Source organism: Streptomyces sp. NPDC059256, from assembly GCF_042753785.1.
Lineage (GTDB): Bacteria > Actinomycetota > Actinomycetes > Streptomycetales > Streptomycetaceae > Streptomyces.
In genome coordinates this window covers 231,725-246,559 of record NZ_JBHYZO010000006.1, presented here as the reverse complement: position 1 = coordinate 246,559, position 14,835 = coordinate 231,725, and the positions used below count along the sequence as shown (strand labels likewise).

At 66.8% G+C, this 14,835-nt stretch carries 14 protein-coding genes and 1 pseudogene; 10 read left to right on the top strand and 5 right to left on the bottom strand.

Annotated features, from left to right (window positions below; all coding sequences use genetic code 11):
* Positions 1–39 precede the first annotated feature (39 nt).
* On the bottom strand, positions 40–213 hold the full coding sequence (locus ACFXJL_RS16850) for a CsbD family protein (RefSeq protein WP_358880384.1): 174 nt from the start codon (positions 211–213) through the stop codon (positions 40–42).
* Between the two features lie 357 nt (positions 214–570).
* Here ACFXJL_RS16850 and ACFXJL_RS16845 point away from each other — a divergent pair, with 357 nt between their 5' ends.
* From ACFXJL_RS16845 to ACFXJL_RS16835, 3 genes are all read left to right on the top strand, one after another.
* Positions 571–897, top strand: a complete 327-nt coding sequence (locus ACFXJL_RS16845) for a plasmid stabilization protein (RefSeq protein WP_384633125.1) — start codon at positions 571–573, stop codon at positions 895–897.
* A gap of 239 nt (positions 898–1,136) precedes the next feature.
* On the top strand, positions 1,137–2,027 hold the full coding sequence (locus tag ACFXJL_RS16840) for an RNA polymerase sigma factor SigF (RefSeq protein ID WP_384633122.1): 891 nt from the start codon (positions 1,137–1,139) through the stop codon (positions 2,025–2,027).
* Positions 2,028–2,268: 241 nt separating this feature from the next.
* Positions 2,269–2,820: a YciI family protein gene (locus ACFXJL_RS16835; RefSeq protein WP_384633119.1), complete on the top strand. Its 552-nt coding sequence runs from the start codon at positions 2,269–2,271 to the stop codon at positions 2,818–2,820.
* A 168-nt stretch (positions 2,821–2,988) separates the two neighbouring features.
* Here ACFXJL_RS16835 and ACFXJL_RS16830 read toward each other — a convergent pair whose 3' ends face one another.
* From ACFXJL_RS16830 to ACFXJL_RS16820, 3 genes are all read right to left on the bottom strand, one after another.
* Positions 2,989–3,528, bottom strand: a complete 540-nt coding sequence (locus tag ACFXJL_RS16830) for a VOC family protein (RefSeq protein ID WP_384693280.1) — start codon at positions 3,526–3,528, stop codon at positions 2,989–2,991.
* A 380-nt stretch (positions 3,529–3,908) separates the two neighbouring features.
* Positions 3,909–4,295, bottom strand: coding sequence for a hypothetical protein (locus tag ACFXJL_RS16825; RefSeq protein WP_384693277.1), 387 nt, complete (start codon positions 4,293–4,295; stop codon positions 3,909–3,911).
* Between the two features lie 347 nt (positions 4,296–4,642).
* Positions 4,643–5,092, bottom strand: coding sequence for an SRPBCC family protein (locus ACFXJL_RS16820; RefSeq protein ID WP_329024149.1), 450 nt, complete (start codon positions 5,090–5,092; stop codon positions 4,643–4,645).
* Positions 5,093–5,438: 346 nt separating this feature from the next.
* Between ACFXJL_RS16820 and ACFXJL_RS16815 the strand changes: the two genes are divergently transcribed.
* The 7 genes and pseudogenes from ACFXJL_RS16815 to ACFXJL_RS16785 form a co-directional block, all read left to right on the top strand.
* Positions 5,439–5,609, top strand: coding sequence for a hypothetical protein (locus ACFXJL_RS16815; RefSeq protein ID WP_384633358.1), 171 nt, complete (start codon positions 5,439–5,441; stop codon positions 5,607–5,609).
* A 309-nt stretch (positions 5,610–5,918) separates the two neighbouring features.
* On the top strand, positions 5,919–6,599 hold the full coding sequence (locus tag ACFXJL_RS16810) for a HemK2/MTQ2 family protein methyltransferase (RefSeq protein WP_384693037.1): 681 nt from the start codon (positions 5,919–5,921) through the stop codon (positions 6,597–6,599).
* Between the two features lie 25 nt (positions 6,600–6,624).
* Positions 6,625–6,873 carry a CDGSH iron-sulfur domain-containing protein gene (locus ACFXJL_RS16805; RefSeq protein ID WP_384633110.1) on the top strand — a complete coding sequence of 83 codons (249 nt, stop codon included), beginning with the start codon at positions 6,625–6,627 and terminating at the stop codon, positions 6,871–6,873.
* Entirely contained in the window at positions 6,870–7,883 is a 1,014-nt protein-coding gene (locus ACFXJL_RS16800) for an iron-containing redox enzyme family protein (RefSeq protein WP_384693032.1), read from the top strand. Before ACFXJL_RS16805 ends, ACFXJL_RS16800 begins: the two co-directional genes overlap by 4 nt.
* A 580-nt stretch (positions 7,884–8,463) precedes the next feature.
* Positions 8,464–9,681, top strand: a complete 1,218-nt coding sequence (locus ACFXJL_RS16795; protein WP_384693029.1) for an MFS transporter — start codon at positions 8,464–8,466, stop codon at positions 9,679–9,681.
* A gap of 482 nt (positions 9,682–10,163) precedes the next feature.
* Entirely contained in the window at positions 10,164–12,020 is a 1,857-nt protein-coding gene (locus tag ACFXJL_RS16790; protein WP_384693027.1) for a transglycosylase domain-containing protein, read from the top strand.
* A gap of 144 nt (positions 12,021–12,164) precedes the next feature.
* Positions 12,165–12,305, top strand: a pseudogene (locus ACFXJL_RS16785) (CsbD family protein); the annotation flags it as partial.
* 335 nt (positions 12,306–12,640) lie between these two features.
* Here the strand turns inward: ACFXJL_RS16785 and ACFXJL_RS16780 are convergent.
* On the bottom strand, positions 12,641–14,548 hold the full coding sequence (locus ACFXJL_RS16780) for a TerD family protein (RefSeq protein WP_384693023.1): 1,908 nt from the start codon (positions 14,546–14,548) through the stop codon (positions 12,641–12,643).
* Positions 14,549–14,835: the final 287 nt, after the last annotated feature.

The window sequence follows — 14,835 nt, the reverse complement described above, 5'->3', positions numbered from 1 at the left end:
ACGTCAGGTCCGTCAAGGACGGGACCGACGTACGGCTGGCTACGGCTTGAAGGTGTCCTTGGCCTTCTCCTTGGCCGCGCGGGCGTGTCCTTCGGACTCCTTCGCCCGCCCCTTGGCCGCCAAACGTTCGTTGCCCACCGCGCGGCCGGCTTCCTTCTCGACCTTGCCCTTGACCTGCTGCGCCTTTGCACGTGCCTTCTCGTCCTTGGCCATGACATTCCTTCCGTCTTGGTATGGGCTAGTTTTCTAGCTATCCACCATTACACGTTGAATAGTGGAGACTGTCTTGCTGGGCTCCTGCCCACAGATCAGCTCCGTACGACTGCGCTCGCGATCATTTTTCGCAGCGCTGGGACGGTGCTCTCTGCCTTACCGGCCGGATGCCCCCGTACCCCGTCCCTTCACCCGGCTAGCCCGTCCCTTCACACGGCCCGCCTTGGTCGGCCGACGTCCGATCGGCCCCCGCCGGGATTGGACGGCCGGTAGGCGGGTTACCCGTACGAGGGAATCCCGCCTGGAAGGGCTCATTCCAGGCCCGGGCGGGATGCGCCACGACGAGGAGAACGCGCCATGCCGCGAGGATCGAGCCCCAAAAGGGAACGTCAGTACGAACACATCAAGGAGTCCGCGGAGAAGCGCGGGGAGTCACCGAAACAGGCGAAGGAGATCGCGGCGCGCACGGTCAATAAGGAACGTGCCCGCGCCGGCGAGTCCGAGACCGCGAGTCGCACCTCGCTGCGCGACCCCAAGTCCGCCTCGGAGCGCGGGGGCCAACGGTCGCACTCCGGCGCCGAAGGCCCGACGAAGGACCAGCTCTACGAAGAGGCGAAGAAGCGCAACATCGAAGGACGTTCGACGATGAACAAACAGCAACTCAAGCGGGCCCTGGGGCGATAGCAGCCTCCGCCACCCGGTCCCAGAATGGGGCCGTCTCCCGGAGTCCTCACCCGCGCTTGGTCACCCTTGACGCGACCTCTCCGACTCCCGTAGCGAGGCGCGCCCGCCCGGCTTTCCGAGTTCGTCGAGAACCCGCCAGTGCCCTCCCGGCGCGTCTGACGGGGAATCCGATACGTGTGCACGCCAGTGCTTCGGGCAGGTGCAGTTCCACACCTATGTTCGAAGGAGGCCCGACCGCGATGACGAAAGTCGCATCCGCACCGCACCGTGAGAGCACCGCGAACGAGGAGACGACGTGCCGTGCGGGGGAGAGCGACCTCCCGCAGGTCGCCGATCCCGCCCAGATCGCGCCCAAGGATGCGAAGGGCTTGTCGAAGGTCTTCTTCGACCGCCTCCGGACTCTGGAGGAGGGAACGGCGGAGTACCAGTACGCCCGCAACACCCTGATCGAGATGAACCTCTCCCTGGTGCGCTTCGCCGCCGGCCGGTTCCGCAACCGCGGCAGTGGGGAGATGGAGGACATCGTCCAGGTCGGCACCATCGGTCTGATCAAGGCCATCGACCGGTTCGACCTGAGCCGTGAGGTCCAGTTCACCTCGTTCGCGATCCCCTACATCGTCGGAGAGATCAAGCGCTACTTCCGTGACTCGTCCTGGGCGGTCCACGTACCGCGCCGCCTCCAGGAGTTGCGTACGGAGCTGGCCAAGGCCCGCGACGAACTCGGTGCCGTACTGGACCGCGACCCCACCGTCAGGGAACTGGCGGAGTTCCTCGATCTGAGCGACGAGGAGATCACCGAGGGCTTGGTGGCGTCCAACGGATACACCGCGGGCTCCCTCGACCTCCCGATCGGGGACTCCGAGGACGGTGCGGCCCAAGGAGGGGCCTCCTACGGGGACGTCCTGGGCGACGTCGACCCGGCGATGGAGCTCGTGGAGGACTTCCATGCGCTCGCACCGCTGCTGGAGGAACTGGACGACCGTGAACGGCGCATCCTGGAGATGCGCTTCGGCCGGGAGATGACCCAGGCCGCCATCGGCGATGAGCTGAACCTCTCCCAAATGCATGTGTCCCGTCTGCTGACCCGCACGCTCGGGCGGCTGCGCGAGGGAATGCTCACCGACCGCTGACGAACGAACTCCGGATCGACTGCCGCAGCCATCTCCTGAGCTCGAACAGCTCGTCCCCGCGCGGTCAGGCAGTCGAACAGGTCGTCCCGGAAGCGTGACGCCTTCGCGAACACTTCCCCGGAACCGGTATCAGACAGCAGACTCACCTTCACGGTCTTCGACGACTCGCGCGAGTCGGCCGTGCGGTCATCGCAGTGAAACCCCCTCGCCATCGGCGCCTGTTCAAGGGAACACTGCGGCCATGGAGTTCCTCTGCTACCACCGCGATCGCACTGGCTCACTGTCGCTGCGCTACGAACTGAACGATGCGCACTTGTCCTACATGGACGGATTCGCGAAGCAGATGATCGCCCGAGGGCCGACCTTCGCTGACGACGGCGAGACCCTCACCGGCAGCGTGCACATCCTCGACCTGCCCGATCCCGCTGCCGCCCGCGCGTTCGCCTTCGACGAGCCGAACTACCAGGCCGGCGCCTACCGGGACGTACTCGTGCGACGGTGGCACAACGCCCTGGGGCGCACCATGTGGGACTTCCCCGGCGGCCGGACCGGAGGCAACCGATACCTGGTGCTCGGCCTCGGCGCGGGAGAGGCCGCAGACCTTGCGCTGCCGCCCGAGCTGAAGGAGCTGATTGCCTACGGACCGCTGCTGTCCGACGACGGGGCTCTCTGGCTGGGCACGGCGGCGTTGCTCCGGGCTCCGGACCCGGCCACCGCACGCGCCATCCTCACACACGACCGGTACGCCGACATCGAGGTGCACAACTGGGAGTCCGGCGGGCGGCCGTCATGAACGAGGCGCCCACCGGTGCCATCGCGGGCGCATCACGCTCTGTAGAGGAAGTGGCCGCCAACGGGGAATTGAAGTGGCCACAACCGGGAGCTGAAGTGGCCACGGGCGGGGAGAACCAACTGGCCGCTGTCAGAAGAACAAGCGGAGACGGGTGGGAGAGTGCGGAAGTCAGCGAGCGTCTTTCACCGGGGTGCTGCTGCGTCCACGGCGCCGGCCGCTGAGCTCGGCGTCCAGTGTCTGTTGGGCGGCGCGCATGGCCTGGGCGTACACGGGATCCTGCAACCGTTCCCACATCTCACTTTCCGAGAGGTTCTCCACGTGGCTGGTGATCCACCAGATGTTGCCGAAGGGGTCCTTGACGCGTCCGCCTCGCTGCCCGAACGCGTCATCTGCCGGGGAAGTGACGAGCCGGCCTCCGGCTTCGAGGGCCTGCGCGAGCGTCCTGTCCACGTCGGCCACGAACACGTTCAGCAGAGTGGGCATGGCGGGCCAGTCGGCGTGTCGGTCGAAGGCCATCAGCACGGTGTCGCCGACCCGGATCTCGGCGTGCCCGATCAAGCCGTCCTCGGTCGCCACCCGCGACAGTTCCTCCCCGTCGAACACCTGGGTGACGAAGTCGAGGAATCCTCCTGTGTCATCAGTGACCACCCAGGGCGCGATGGTCGTGTAGCCCTGCGGGGCGGCGTTGGTGGTGGTCGGCTCAGGCATCTCGGTCCCTTCGAAGGTGTCTGCTGTCAGCAACCTAGAGGCCATCTAGGCCAATGTTTGGCCTAGAACCGAACCCCTCTCAGCCAGGTCGGCTTGGGACCACACAGACCGACTCGCACCCCTCGGGGCAGGGTGCGCTGCGGCCAGAGGTTTTCGAGCCCAGAGGTGAATAGAACAAGCTGAGGGCCTGTTCGCCCAGCTGAAGGGGTCCCCAGGGTGGTTGCGCACTCATGCCGCGGTCGCAACTCACGCCCGGCTGCCCGGCAGGGTTGACGCATCGTTTTGTGTGCGCTGCCGAAAAATCCCCTACGCCCTGCTTGCGTACGTGGCTGTGCGTCCGCGTTTGTACGTCGTACGAGGGGACGCTGTCTGATGCATCGTCAGGGATGCGGAGTGTGGTCAGGGTGCCCATGGGTGCGGCGGGCCTCCTTCATCTCCGCCTCGTACACGTGCTGCCGTCCGTCGAGCAGTTCACCGCGGATGCGGCTCTCGATCTCGGTGAAGGGCTGGTAGTAGTGGGCGTTGTACTCCTCGACGATCTGGAAGGTCCAGCGGCCGGGGATGACGTTCCGGCCCATGATCTCGCGTTCCAGCAGGTCGGCCTGGGCATCGTGACCGCCCCTGCGCAACTGCTCCAGAGCCTCGTCCAGCTTGAGATCCGCGCCTCCGGTCAGTTGGTGGAAGGCGTAGAGGCTGCCCCGCGCCCGTTCCACGGTCTCCAGGGCCTCCGAGAGGGTTCCGAGTGCTTCGACGGTCGCGTCACTCACTCCATCAGGGCGACGGTGTGAAGGATCGGCCCGCTCATCGCCGGCCCGCGCACTGCCGGCCCGCTCATCGCTGGCCCGTTCACCGCCGGCCTGTTCATCACCGGTGCGGTCGTCGTTCACGGTCCTCCTGAGTGCGCTTTCCGAGCGGAGTCGGCCCGCTCGGCGGCACCGGCCCGCTTGACTTCCCCGTCCACTGAGCCCACGTTCCCCTCCCTTCCACCCGGGCAAACATGGGCAGAAGGGATGGAAGGGAGGGGCTGGCTCTGGCTCCTTGCGGAGGGGCGCCCGTACAGCTGTGTCCTGTTCCGGCGCGGAAAGCGCGCGGACCCCCGCGGTACGAGGGCGGCTCAGGCGGTGCCGCGCCAGGCGCCGGTCTCCCTGCCGCGTGCCTCGATGAACTCCTTGAAGTTCTTCAGATCGCCCTTGGCCTGACGGCTGACGAAGCCGAGTTTGTCGCCGATGGTGTCAGCGAGGCCCCGAGGGTCGTGATCGAGTTGGAGCATGACCTTGGTGTGCGTGTCATCGAGCCGGTGGAAGGTGACCACCCCGGCTTGACGGACCTCGCCCGCCACGGTGGTCCAGGCGACCCGCTCGTCGGGGATCTGCTCCGTGATCTCCGCATCGAACTCGCGGCCCACTCCGTCGACCTTGGTCACCCAGTGCGTCAGGGTCGCCGTCCGTTGCTCGATGCGCTCGACCCCGTCCATGAAGTGCGGAAAGTCCTCGAACTGGGTCCACTGGTTGTAGGCGGTGCGGACCGGCACGGCGACCTCTACGGACTCTTCGATCTTCGACATGTCCACTCCTTGTTGTTGTCGTTGTTGTCGTTGCTGTCGTTGTTGTCGAACGGGTGAGATCCGCGGGTACCCACGGATCTCCGTCTGACACCGCGTGGCTCGGCAGCGACCCATCCAGGGGGCCCGTCCGGGGCGACCGTGGCCGGCGGCGACCTGGGCCGCCGCGCACCCGGTGTCGGATCTCAGAACGCAACGACGACGACCGGGGAGTGCCCGGCGTCCATGCGCGGTGACCACCTGTAGTGAAGGTCGACTCAGTAGACAGGTGCTGGTGCCGGGCAACACGCGATGTCTCCTGTTGTGCTGCACGGGGATCAGGAGAACCCTGGGGGCAGGGGGTCGCTCCATGACCGGAGACACCATGACCATTCTTGGATTGATACTCCTGATCATCGGCCTGGTGGCCGGCGTCGGCGTTCTGTGGACCATCGGGATCATCCTCCTCGCGATCGGCGTTGTGCTGTGGGGGCTGGGAGCCCTGGGGCATGCAGTGGGAGGCCGAAAGCACTACTGGTGAACGTGCCGCTGGTCCTGTGCCGCACTGCTCCACTGACCGGACCGCACCTGTCGGTGTGAGCGACGGGCTGGCCCAGGCAACACCGACACCCAGCGGACCTGCGGTTCCCAGCCGTGCGTGGGACGATCGTCAAAGCGCTGCCCAGTCGTGTGCGGGCCCGTTCGCAGGGCAGGCGGAAGGGTGACGCATTGGTCGGGTGGGCCGGATGAGGCCGCCCGCGGAGCGCCCCCGCTGCACCGTCCCGCCCGTTGGGTGCGTCAGGTGAGAGCCCCGGGGTGCAGGCTGCGAGGTGTAGGTGTGCTCGGTGTGATGACCCAGAGCGACAACAGAGGCGGCGCCCGGGTGCTGACCCCCTGGACGGTGTACGTCCCGCAGGAGGACACCCTCCTGCTGGCCCAGGCCCTGGATCGGGAGCACCTGGCTGCGGGCGCCACCCTCCTCGACGTGGGAACCGGCTCCGGGGCCCTCGCCCTGGCCGCGGCCCGCCGAGGTGCCCGGGTCACCGCCGTCGACACGACCTATCGGGCCGTCCTCACCGCCCGACTCAACGCCAAGCTCGCCCGCCTGCCCCTCGAAGTCCTCCACGGCGACCTCTTCGCGCCGGTCACCGGCCGTCGGTTCGACCTCATCGTGAGCAATCCGCCCTACGTCCCCACACACAGGGCCGCTCCGCCCCGCCACAGCGCAGCCGTGGCCTGGGACGCCGGCGCCGATGGACGGTTGCTGCTGAATCGCATCTGCCGCAGCGCACATATGTCACTGCGGCCCGGTGGCGTACTGCTGATGGTGCACTCCGCGCTGTGCGGCATCCCCTCGACGCTGGCAGCGCTTGAGCGTTCGGGTCTTCGGGCCGGTGTGACGGACCGGCGGCATGTGCCGTTCGGGCCCGTACTCCGTTCCCGTCTGGCATGGCTACGGCACAGGGGACTCATCGACGCCGGCGACGAGAAGGAAGAGTTGGTGATCATCCGTGCCGAACGGACCCGCTGAACAACCGGCTCCGCACCGGCCCGTTGTGGAACCGGCCCCCCATGGGTCCGTCGGGCGACCGGTTCCGCACGGCTCCAGCGGGCGACCGCGCCGCGTCACGCTCACCAAGGACGGGCCGATCCTGGTCGAGGGACCGGTGGAGGTCGTCCTCGACGACGGCAGCACCGTGGTGTCGGACCGTTTCACCGTCGCGCTCTGCGTCTGTCGACGCAGCCGGTCCTTCCCCTGGTGCGACACCAGCCACCGCAGCCGGGAGAAGAGGCACAGCGCATGACCGCCCCCGCCACGGCCACCGGCCACACCATCGCCCCCGTACTGCCCCGAAGCAGGGGAGAGCTGTCGCACACCGTGCTGGAGGCATTGACCAGCCCGGTGGGGACAGCCCTGCCGGGACGACCGGGCGCGGCGGACACGGACCCGTACGGGGACGATCTGCAACTGGCCCTCTACCTCTGCTACGAACTGCACTACCGCGGCTTCGCGGGCGTCGACGCTGCATGGGAGTGGGAGCCTGGTCTACTGCGGCTACGGGCGGAGCTGGAACATCGCTTCCTCACCGCACTGCGCGCCGACGTCGGTCCTCCACGGAGTTCGGGGGAGGCCCTCGCGGAACTCCTCATCGAACCCGTCGATGGCACCGGGCCCTCTCATTTCCTCAAGGAAAAGGGGGAGTTGTGGCACTTCCGTGAGTACGCTGCCCAACGCTCCCTCTACCACCTGAAGGAGGCCGACCCGCATGTCTGGGTCATCCCGCGGCTGACGGGCCGGGCGAAGGCCGCGATGGTGGCGGTGGAGTACGACGAGTTCGGCGCCGGTCGTGCCGAACGCATCCACGCCCGTCTCTTCGCCGACCTGATGGCGGACCTCGGCCTGAGCACCGACTACGGGAGGTACGTCGACGCAGCCGCCGCCGAGATGTTGACCGTCGTCAACCTCATGTCCCTGCTCGGACTCCACCGAGCCCTGCGCGGAGCGCTGGTGGGGCACTTCGCCGCGGTGGAGATCACCTCGTCACCGGGCTCACGCCGGCTCGCCCAGGGCCTCTCGCGCATCGGCGCGGGCCCCGCGGCAGTCCACTTCTACGCCGAGCACGTCGAAGCCGACGCGGTCCATGAGCAGATCGTCCGCCGGGACGTCATCGACGGCCTGCTGGAATCCGAACCCGCGCTGGACGAGGACATCGCCTTCGGTATCGACGCCACCGAATGGACCGAAGCCCGACTCGGCGACCGTCTGCTCACCGCCTGGCGGGACGGCCGCTCTGCACTGCGCACCTCCCTGTGAAGCGGCCATCGGCAGCCCTGTGGCTGACACCCTTGCGCCACGAGGGATGGGCTTTCGCCGTCCGCCCTTGAGGAGTGCCCAACTGATCGCCCCACCCCACGGCCGGGGTCGGGGCGACATTGGGTGCGGTCTGCCCTTGGGGAGCCCGGACGGCGAATTGAGGCGCTTCGGTCGACCCGTTCGTCCACGATGGTTGACCACTCGGAGCGCCTACGGGACCGCTGAGCTTGCTCACGACACCAACCACCTCATCTGAACCCCAACAAGCCTCGCCACAGACCCCGTTGATGCTCATCTCGATGTGGCGAGCGTCCATGGGGCGTGGGTCGCGAGCACTGCCCCAGGGGCCTGTAGGGGATCGCTCGGACCCGCTGGAGCGCCGCCGTTATGCACTAACTGCCCTACTTAAAAACGATGTTCATGGGCTCCACGCCTCCGTATCGTCTGAACCGCGAGCCGGAGAGTGAAGGGCCCTGTTGACGACGGACTCGTGAGATTCGTACACGCCGAACCGAGGGCGGAACCAACGGTGTCCGGGAGCGATTCCCCAGCGCCCGGAGATGGGAGATCGTGCCTGGTGGTGCACACCATCGAAACGAACCGGTTACCCGAGAAGCTCTGGTCGCGAGACTTCACACTCCTCTTCGCGGCCCGGACCATTTCCGTACTCGGCGATCAGATGCTCATTCCGACCGCGATCACCGTAGCGGTGCTCCAGGCCGGGTACGGCGTGAGCGGTGTGGGGTACGCACTGGCCGCGCACACCGCGCCACTGGCACTTTTCGTGATCTTCGGCGGTGTGCTCGTGGACCGGTTCACACCGATACGGGTCATGATCGCCGCGGACACGGCCCGACTCATCCTCCACGGCACCCTCGCTGCCTCCTTCGCCATGGGCAAGCCCAGCCTCCTGCTGATCGTCACGCTCCTCGCACTGGGCGGAATCGGCACGGCTGCCTTCCAACCCGGATACGTGAGCGTCATTCCGCGGACCGCCCGCGACGTCCAGAAGGCCAACGCGGCGATCCGTGTCGCCGAGTCGCTCATGACGGTCGCCGGGCCCGCCCTCGCCGGGCTGCTCCTTGCCTTCTCGTCCGTTTCGGTCGTCCTGATCGTCGACGCCTCGACGTTCGGGATCAGCGCACTGTGTCTGCTCGCCCTCCGTCTGAAGATTCCTCGATCGACGCAGCGGACCTCCATCCGCCGGGACCTCGTCCAGGGCTGGCTGGAGTTCTCTTCGCGGACCTGGCTCTGGGGCGTCATCGTGATCTTCATGCTGTACCAGGTCACCGTGAACGGGCCGTTCGTCGTTCTCGGGCAGAGCCTCATCACCATCGAACACGGCGAAAGCGCCCTCGGTTTCATCATGTCGATGTTCGGCCTCGGCAGTGTCCTGGGTGGACTCCTGGCCGTACGTCTGAAGCCGCCGCATCCCCTCAGAGCGGGCGCCATCGCCATGGCCAGCACCGTCTTCGGTCTGCTCGCGGTCGCCCTGCAACTGTCCTCGCCGATGATCGCGGTCGGCTATGCCCTGTGGGGCGTGGGTGCGGCGTTCTGGCTGGTGATGTTCCACTCCAGCGTGCAGACGAAGATTCCCCCCGATGTACTCGGCCGGGTGCACGCCTACGACGTCGCCGGATCGCTCGTCATGCGACCGGTGGGACAGATCGCGGCCGGACCTGCGGCCCTCTGGGTCGGTGCCATTCCGGTGCTCTTCTTCTCCTCCGCCATGCTCATCGTCACCGTCGTGCTGCTGCTCGCCTTTCCGGCGATCCGGAACCTTCGACGCAGCGATTGAGTCGCACCCTCGTAGCCCGGTACGGCCTGGGTCATCGAGGATCTGCCGGGTGTTCAGGACGACATGGACCGACCGTGCGCGGCCGAAGAAGACCCGGGCACCGAAATGAAGTTGATCCAGTCCCCAAGACCCACCGGTCGACGCGCGTCGACTCCCTCTCGGAATGCGAGCACAGAAGCGGAATGAGTCCCGCGTCACATATGGAGATTCTGTGAACGACTCAACCGCCGCTCCGGTCTGGCCATCATTCCGGCCGAGCCGTCACGGTGCCGACGTGACGGCTCGTGATCGAGGAGGTCGCATACCGCATGAGGCTGCCCCGCAATCGTCACGCGAGCCGTACCGGAAGCCCGGAGCGGACGAAAGGCTCCAAGCACAGACGCCGTCGATCGGGCGGAGCCAAGAGCCCCAGGAGAGCCGCCCGGGCCGGCCGCCGCCTCATCGACTTCCCCAGGAGTGGCCGGTCGGGCTGGCGACGCTGGATGCCCTCCTGGAAACTGACCTCCGGTCTGTTATCCCTCTTCTTCGGCGCTCTCGCCGGCCTCTTCGCCCTTGTCTACATCCAAGTGGAGATCCCGAGCGCGCATGACTCCGCACGCCGGCAGGCCACCGTCTACTACTGGGCCGACGGAAGCCGGATGGTGAGCGTGGGTGATGTGAACCGGCAGGACGTCAAGCTCCACCAGGTGCCCAAATCCGTCCAGCGCGCCGTCATCGCGGCGGAGAACGCAGACTTCTACAGCGACTCGGGCATCTCGGTGTCAGGCATCGTCCGAGCAGCCGCCAACATCGTCAAAGGCGAGGAGACCCAGGGCGGTTCGACGATCACCCAGCAGTATGTGAAGAACACGTACCTGAGCCAGGACCAGACCGTCCAGCGCAAGGTCAAGGAAGTCTTCCTCTCCCTGAAGGTCAGCAACCAACGGCCCAAGACCGAGGTCCTTGAGGGGTACCTCAACACCTCGTGGTTCGGCCGTGACGCCTACGGCATCCAAGCCGCCTCGTACGCCTACTACGGCATCCCCGCCGCGGACCTGAACCCCAGTCAGGGCGCCTTGCTCGCCGCCGTCCTCAAAGGCGCGGAGAGCCTGGACCCGTCACTCAGCCCCGCCAATCGCCAACGAGCCGAGGACCGCTGGAGTTGGATCCTGGACCGGCAGGTCGAGACGGGCACGATGAGCGCAGAGGAACGAACGAAGTACACGCGGTTCCCCGAGCCGAAGCCCCCGGTCAAACCGACCAGCCAGGCCGGTCAGATCGGATATCTCGTCGACGTCGCCAACAAGTACATCAGGAGCCGTAGTTCGCTCACCGACAAGGACCTCGCCGGTGGCGGCTACCGCGTCTACACCACCTTCGAGAAGCCCAGGGTGCTCGCGCTGGCCCAAGCCGTCGAAAAGGTGCGCGCGGAACACCTGAATCCGAAGGCGCGCCCGGACGACCACCATGTGCAAGTCGGCGCAGCCTCGGTGCGCCCCAGAGACGGAGCGATCGTCGCGGTCTACGGAGGCCCCGACGCGATCAAGCACTTCAGCAACAACGCGGACACCTCGGGCGTCCCTGCCGCCTCGACCTTCAAACCGTTCGTGTACGCAGCCGCCCTGGAGCAGGGGCTCGCCGGCGGGGAACGCGCCGTCGACGGCCTCGGCCCGCACCCCCTGCGCCCCGAGCCGACGGCGGCGCCGATCCAGCCCATGAGCCTCTTCGCGTCCCTGGTGGCCTCCGACCACACGCCTTTCGTGGAGATCGGCAAGAAGATCGGGCTCAAGAAGGTCAAGGACCTCGCGGTCGCATCGGGACTGCGAGAGGAGAGCATGGCCGAACTGGAACCGACCTTCTCGATCGGTACCTCCACCCCCAGCGCCATCCGGCTGGCCAGCGCCTATACGACCTTCATCAACAAGGGGCGGGCCACCGACCCCTACTCGGTGACCAAGATCGAGCAGAACGGCATCGCCGTGGGCGGCTTCGACCTGGCCGAGAGTCGGCGGGCGATGAGTTCCGAGGTCGCCTCGATCGTCGGCGCGGCGCTTCGCCAGGTAGGCCGGATCACCGTCGGACAGTCGAAGGCGCAGAAGCCTGCCTTTCCGGCATGGGCCGGCAAAACGGGCCCCAGGGACCGTATGAAATCGGCTTGGTTCATCGGTGCCACGGATGAAGTGAGCACTTCGGTGGCGATGTTCCGCACCAAGCCCGACGTACCGAATCTGCTGCCCATGCAGGGTGTGGGCGGCCCCGATTCCGAGCGGGGCAGTGCCTTTCCGCCGCTGATCTGGGAGGCGTACCAGCAGATGACGGCCTCCTCGCCGTCCCCGGCAGACGTCTCCGAGGGCCCGTGAGGTCGCTGTCCCGGGCCGTGATCGAGCTTTGGTCGTTTGCAGGAGGCAGATCGGAGCGCGAGGTTGGAGGTGCGCTGAAAAGGAGACTCGTCATGGCAACCGGCAACCGGCAACCGGCAACCGGCAACCGGGAAGGGCAAGGCGAAGCAGGTGAAGGGCAAGCTCCAGGAGACCGTAGGAAAGGTCACCGGCGACAAGGGCACGCAGGCCAAGGGGCGTGGCGAGCAGGTCGCGGGCAAAGCGGAGGAAATGACGGAGGATGCCCGTCGACACGGTAAGCGCTAGGGACTCAACCGGCGATACACGCCCCTCAGAGCGGAGCCAGGGGCCGCCGCCGGCCGGTGTCGACGTGGTGGGACGCCCCTGAATCCCGCTCGCGCCCGATCGATTCCGTGAGCGTACGTCGCCCCTCGGCGTGCGCGCTTCATCCGCGGTTCTGCCGGATCGAGCACGGCAACGGCGCTCGGCTGCGGAGTACCCACGTCAGTGTGGCGGTCAGGATCACGTGATCCCCCGTCGCGACAACAATCGCGGCAAAACGGCAGCGGCAAACACCCCCATGCCCCAAGCCGCCTGCACGACATAGGTCCGAGGGGCACAACACCTACCCGCCCGGTCGTTCAGTCGGCGATGTCGACGCCGTATCCGCGTGCGAGGGCGTCGAGGCCGTGGTCGTAGCCCTGGCCGACGGCGCGTAGGCGCCAGATCGGACCCCTGCGGTAGATCTCCGCGAGGATCATGGTGCGTTCGGTGGTAGCGGCGTCCAGGGTGGCTCGGGCGAGAGGTGCGCCGCTACTGCCAGAGGCCGCACTGATCTGGATCGCACCGACCGTCCCGAAGGTCGCGACGCCGTCGATGGCTGCGGCGATGACCACCTTGCGCGTGGCGGGCGGCAGAGAGGCCAGGTCCAGGCCGATGGTCTGTTCGGCAGGACCTCCAGTCAGCAGTCGCACACTCCCTGTCGGACTCTCCGGAGCTCCGTAGAAGACGAAGTCCTCATCGAAGGCCACTTGTTCGTCCTCATCGAGGAGGAAGGCTACGATGTCGATCTCGTATTCGGTCTGTGGTGCCCAGCCTGCGGTCACGTACCACTTTGGTGTGCGTCTGCCGTTGGGCCGGGGCAGATCTACTACTCCGCCTCTCGGTACCACGAGGGGTTCCTGAGCCCGGAATGCCGACCTGGCGGGGGAAGCGGCGGTCGGAGCGGTCAGCCAGTGGAGGTCGTGCACGGGGAGTTCTCGGGCGGCGATGCGTTTGATACGTCGATCACCTTCCCCTCCTTCCAACAGCACGACATCGGTGACGCTGGCGGACAGATTGACGGCCGCGGAACCACCGAGCTCGACGACACGCGTCCGAGCGGCTGCAGCAACGGCATGCACACCCCCGAGCACCAGCACCCGGCGTCCGGCCAGGGGCCTATCCAGGGTTCCGGTGACGGGTCTCGACCGGCGCGGAGCAGGGACCGGCGCGCTGGGGGAGGCCGCAGGGAGGGGCACTGATTCCGCGGCGGGTACAACAGCGGGTGTGGTCGACCCCGGCTCAACGGGTGCGATAACTGCTTCCGCTCCCGGCTGATCCATCGGGGTGACAAGGGCGGCCGGCGCTTCGTGCACTATCCCCTGCCGTACGTCGGTCAACAGCCGCAGGAAGGTGTGCTCGTCGATGACCGGAACGCCTTCGGCGAGTGCGCGTCGGGCCTTCGTCGACTCGGACGCCGGTTCATTGGTGACCACCACACTGGTGTGCCGACTCACGGAGGTCATCATGTTCAGCCCGGCGGCAACAGCGCGTCCGATCAATTCCGCCCGGGCGTGTGCGGTCTCACCCGTGATCGCGACCTTCATCCCTTGCCGGAGCGGTCCGCCTGGTGTCAGTCGCCCCGGATTGCGGTAGGCACAGGGGGTCTTCGGCGGCTTGGGCGAGAACTGTGATTCTGCCCGGGGTGGGCACGTGACCAGGGGCAAGGGCAGATCGAGCTGTGCTGCCTCGTGCAGTGATGCCCGCAAGATGCCGGCGAGCACCCGGGTGTCGTCTAGCGCGTCATGAGCACGTTGTTGGGGTACGCCGTAGTGGGCGGCTAAGGTGCCGAGCTTCATGTCGTCCGTGGGCGGATCCACCTGACGGTTCAATGCCAGAGTGCACAGTCGTTGGGAGACCGGCAGCCACATGCGGGCACGGGCGAACTCGTGCGCCAGGAAGTCATAGTCGAACTGCGCGTTGTGCGCGACCAGGACTCGGTCCTGAAGCATCGCCCTGATCCGTCCCGCGACCTGGTCGAAGGTCGGCGCACCCTGTAAGCGCTCGACGGTCAGTCCGTGCACCTCAACCGGTCCCGGATCGCACCCGGGATTGAGCAACGTCGAGAACTCCCCGGTCTGTTTGCCGTCCGGGGCAATCGTGATGACTGCTACGGACAGCACCCGGTCCCGCCGGGCCATGAGACCTGAGGTTTCCACATCGACCAAGGCCCAGTCGTGGGCGTAGTCGCCGAATGAGGACAAGTCGGAGGAGGAGACGAGACTCATGTCGCAAAGGATGAGCCGAAATACCCTCTCCTTCAACCTGTATGACGATTTACTCTCGTTCGGAAGACGCGTAGTCGGGTGACCGTATTGGCTGCTGTCAACCTCAGAGTGGCGCCTGTACGCATCACCCCTCGACCCGTGCACAGATCACCTGATGACCACGGTGTTGGACAGCCACCAATCCCTGCGGACGATCCGAACTCCTGAAACCGTTTCAGTTCGTTCTGCGGCGACCGCGCCCGAGGAGCAGGGCGCCCACGGCGAACACGGTGGCGCACTCCCCGCAC

Coding starts and splice junctions, on each gene's coding strand:
- ACFXJL_RS16800 (WP_384693032.1), top strand. CDS start 6,870: ATGACCGCCCCCGCCACGGCCACCGGCCACACCATCGCCCCCGTACTG.
- ACFXJL_RS16835 (WP_384633119.1), top strand. CDS start 2,269: ATGGAGTTCCTCTGCTACCACCGCGATCGCACTGGCTCACTGTCGCTG.
- ACFXJL_RS16840 (WP_384633122.1), top strand. CDS start 1,137: ATGACGAAAGTCGCATCCGCACCGCACCGTGAGAGCACCGCGAACGAG.
- ACFXJL_RS16830 (WP_384693280.1), bottom strand. CDS start 3,528: ATGCCTGAGCCGACCACCACCAACGCCGCCCCGCAGGGCTACACGACC.
- ACFXJL_RS16820 (WP_329024149.1), bottom strand. CDS start 5,092: ATGTCGAAGATCGAAGAGTCCGTAGAGGTCGCCGTGCCGGTCCGCACC.
- ACFXJL_RS16850 (WP_358880384.1), bottom strand. CDS start 213: ATGGCCAAGGACGAGAAGGCACGTGCAAAGGCGCAGCAGGTCAAGGGC.
- ACFXJL_RS16845 (WP_384633125.1), top strand. CDS start 571: ATGCCGCGAGGATCGAGCCCCAAAAGGGAACGTCAGTACGAACACATC.
- ACFXJL_RS16790 (WP_384693027.1), top strand. CDS start 10,164: ATGCCCTCCTGGAAACTGACCTCCGGTCTGTTATCCCTCTTCTTCGGC.
- ACFXJL_RS16815 (WP_384633358.1), top strand. CDS start 5,439: ATGACCGGAGACACCATGACCATTCTTGGATTGATACTCCTGATCATC.
- ACFXJL_RS16810 (WP_384693037.1), top strand. CDS start 5,919: ATGACCCAGAGCGACAACAGAGGCGGCGCCCGGGTGCTGACCCCCTGG.
- ACFXJL_RS16780 (WP_384693023.1), bottom strand. CDS start 14,548: ATGAGTCTCGTCTCCTCCTCCGACTTGTCCTCATTCGGCGACTACGCC.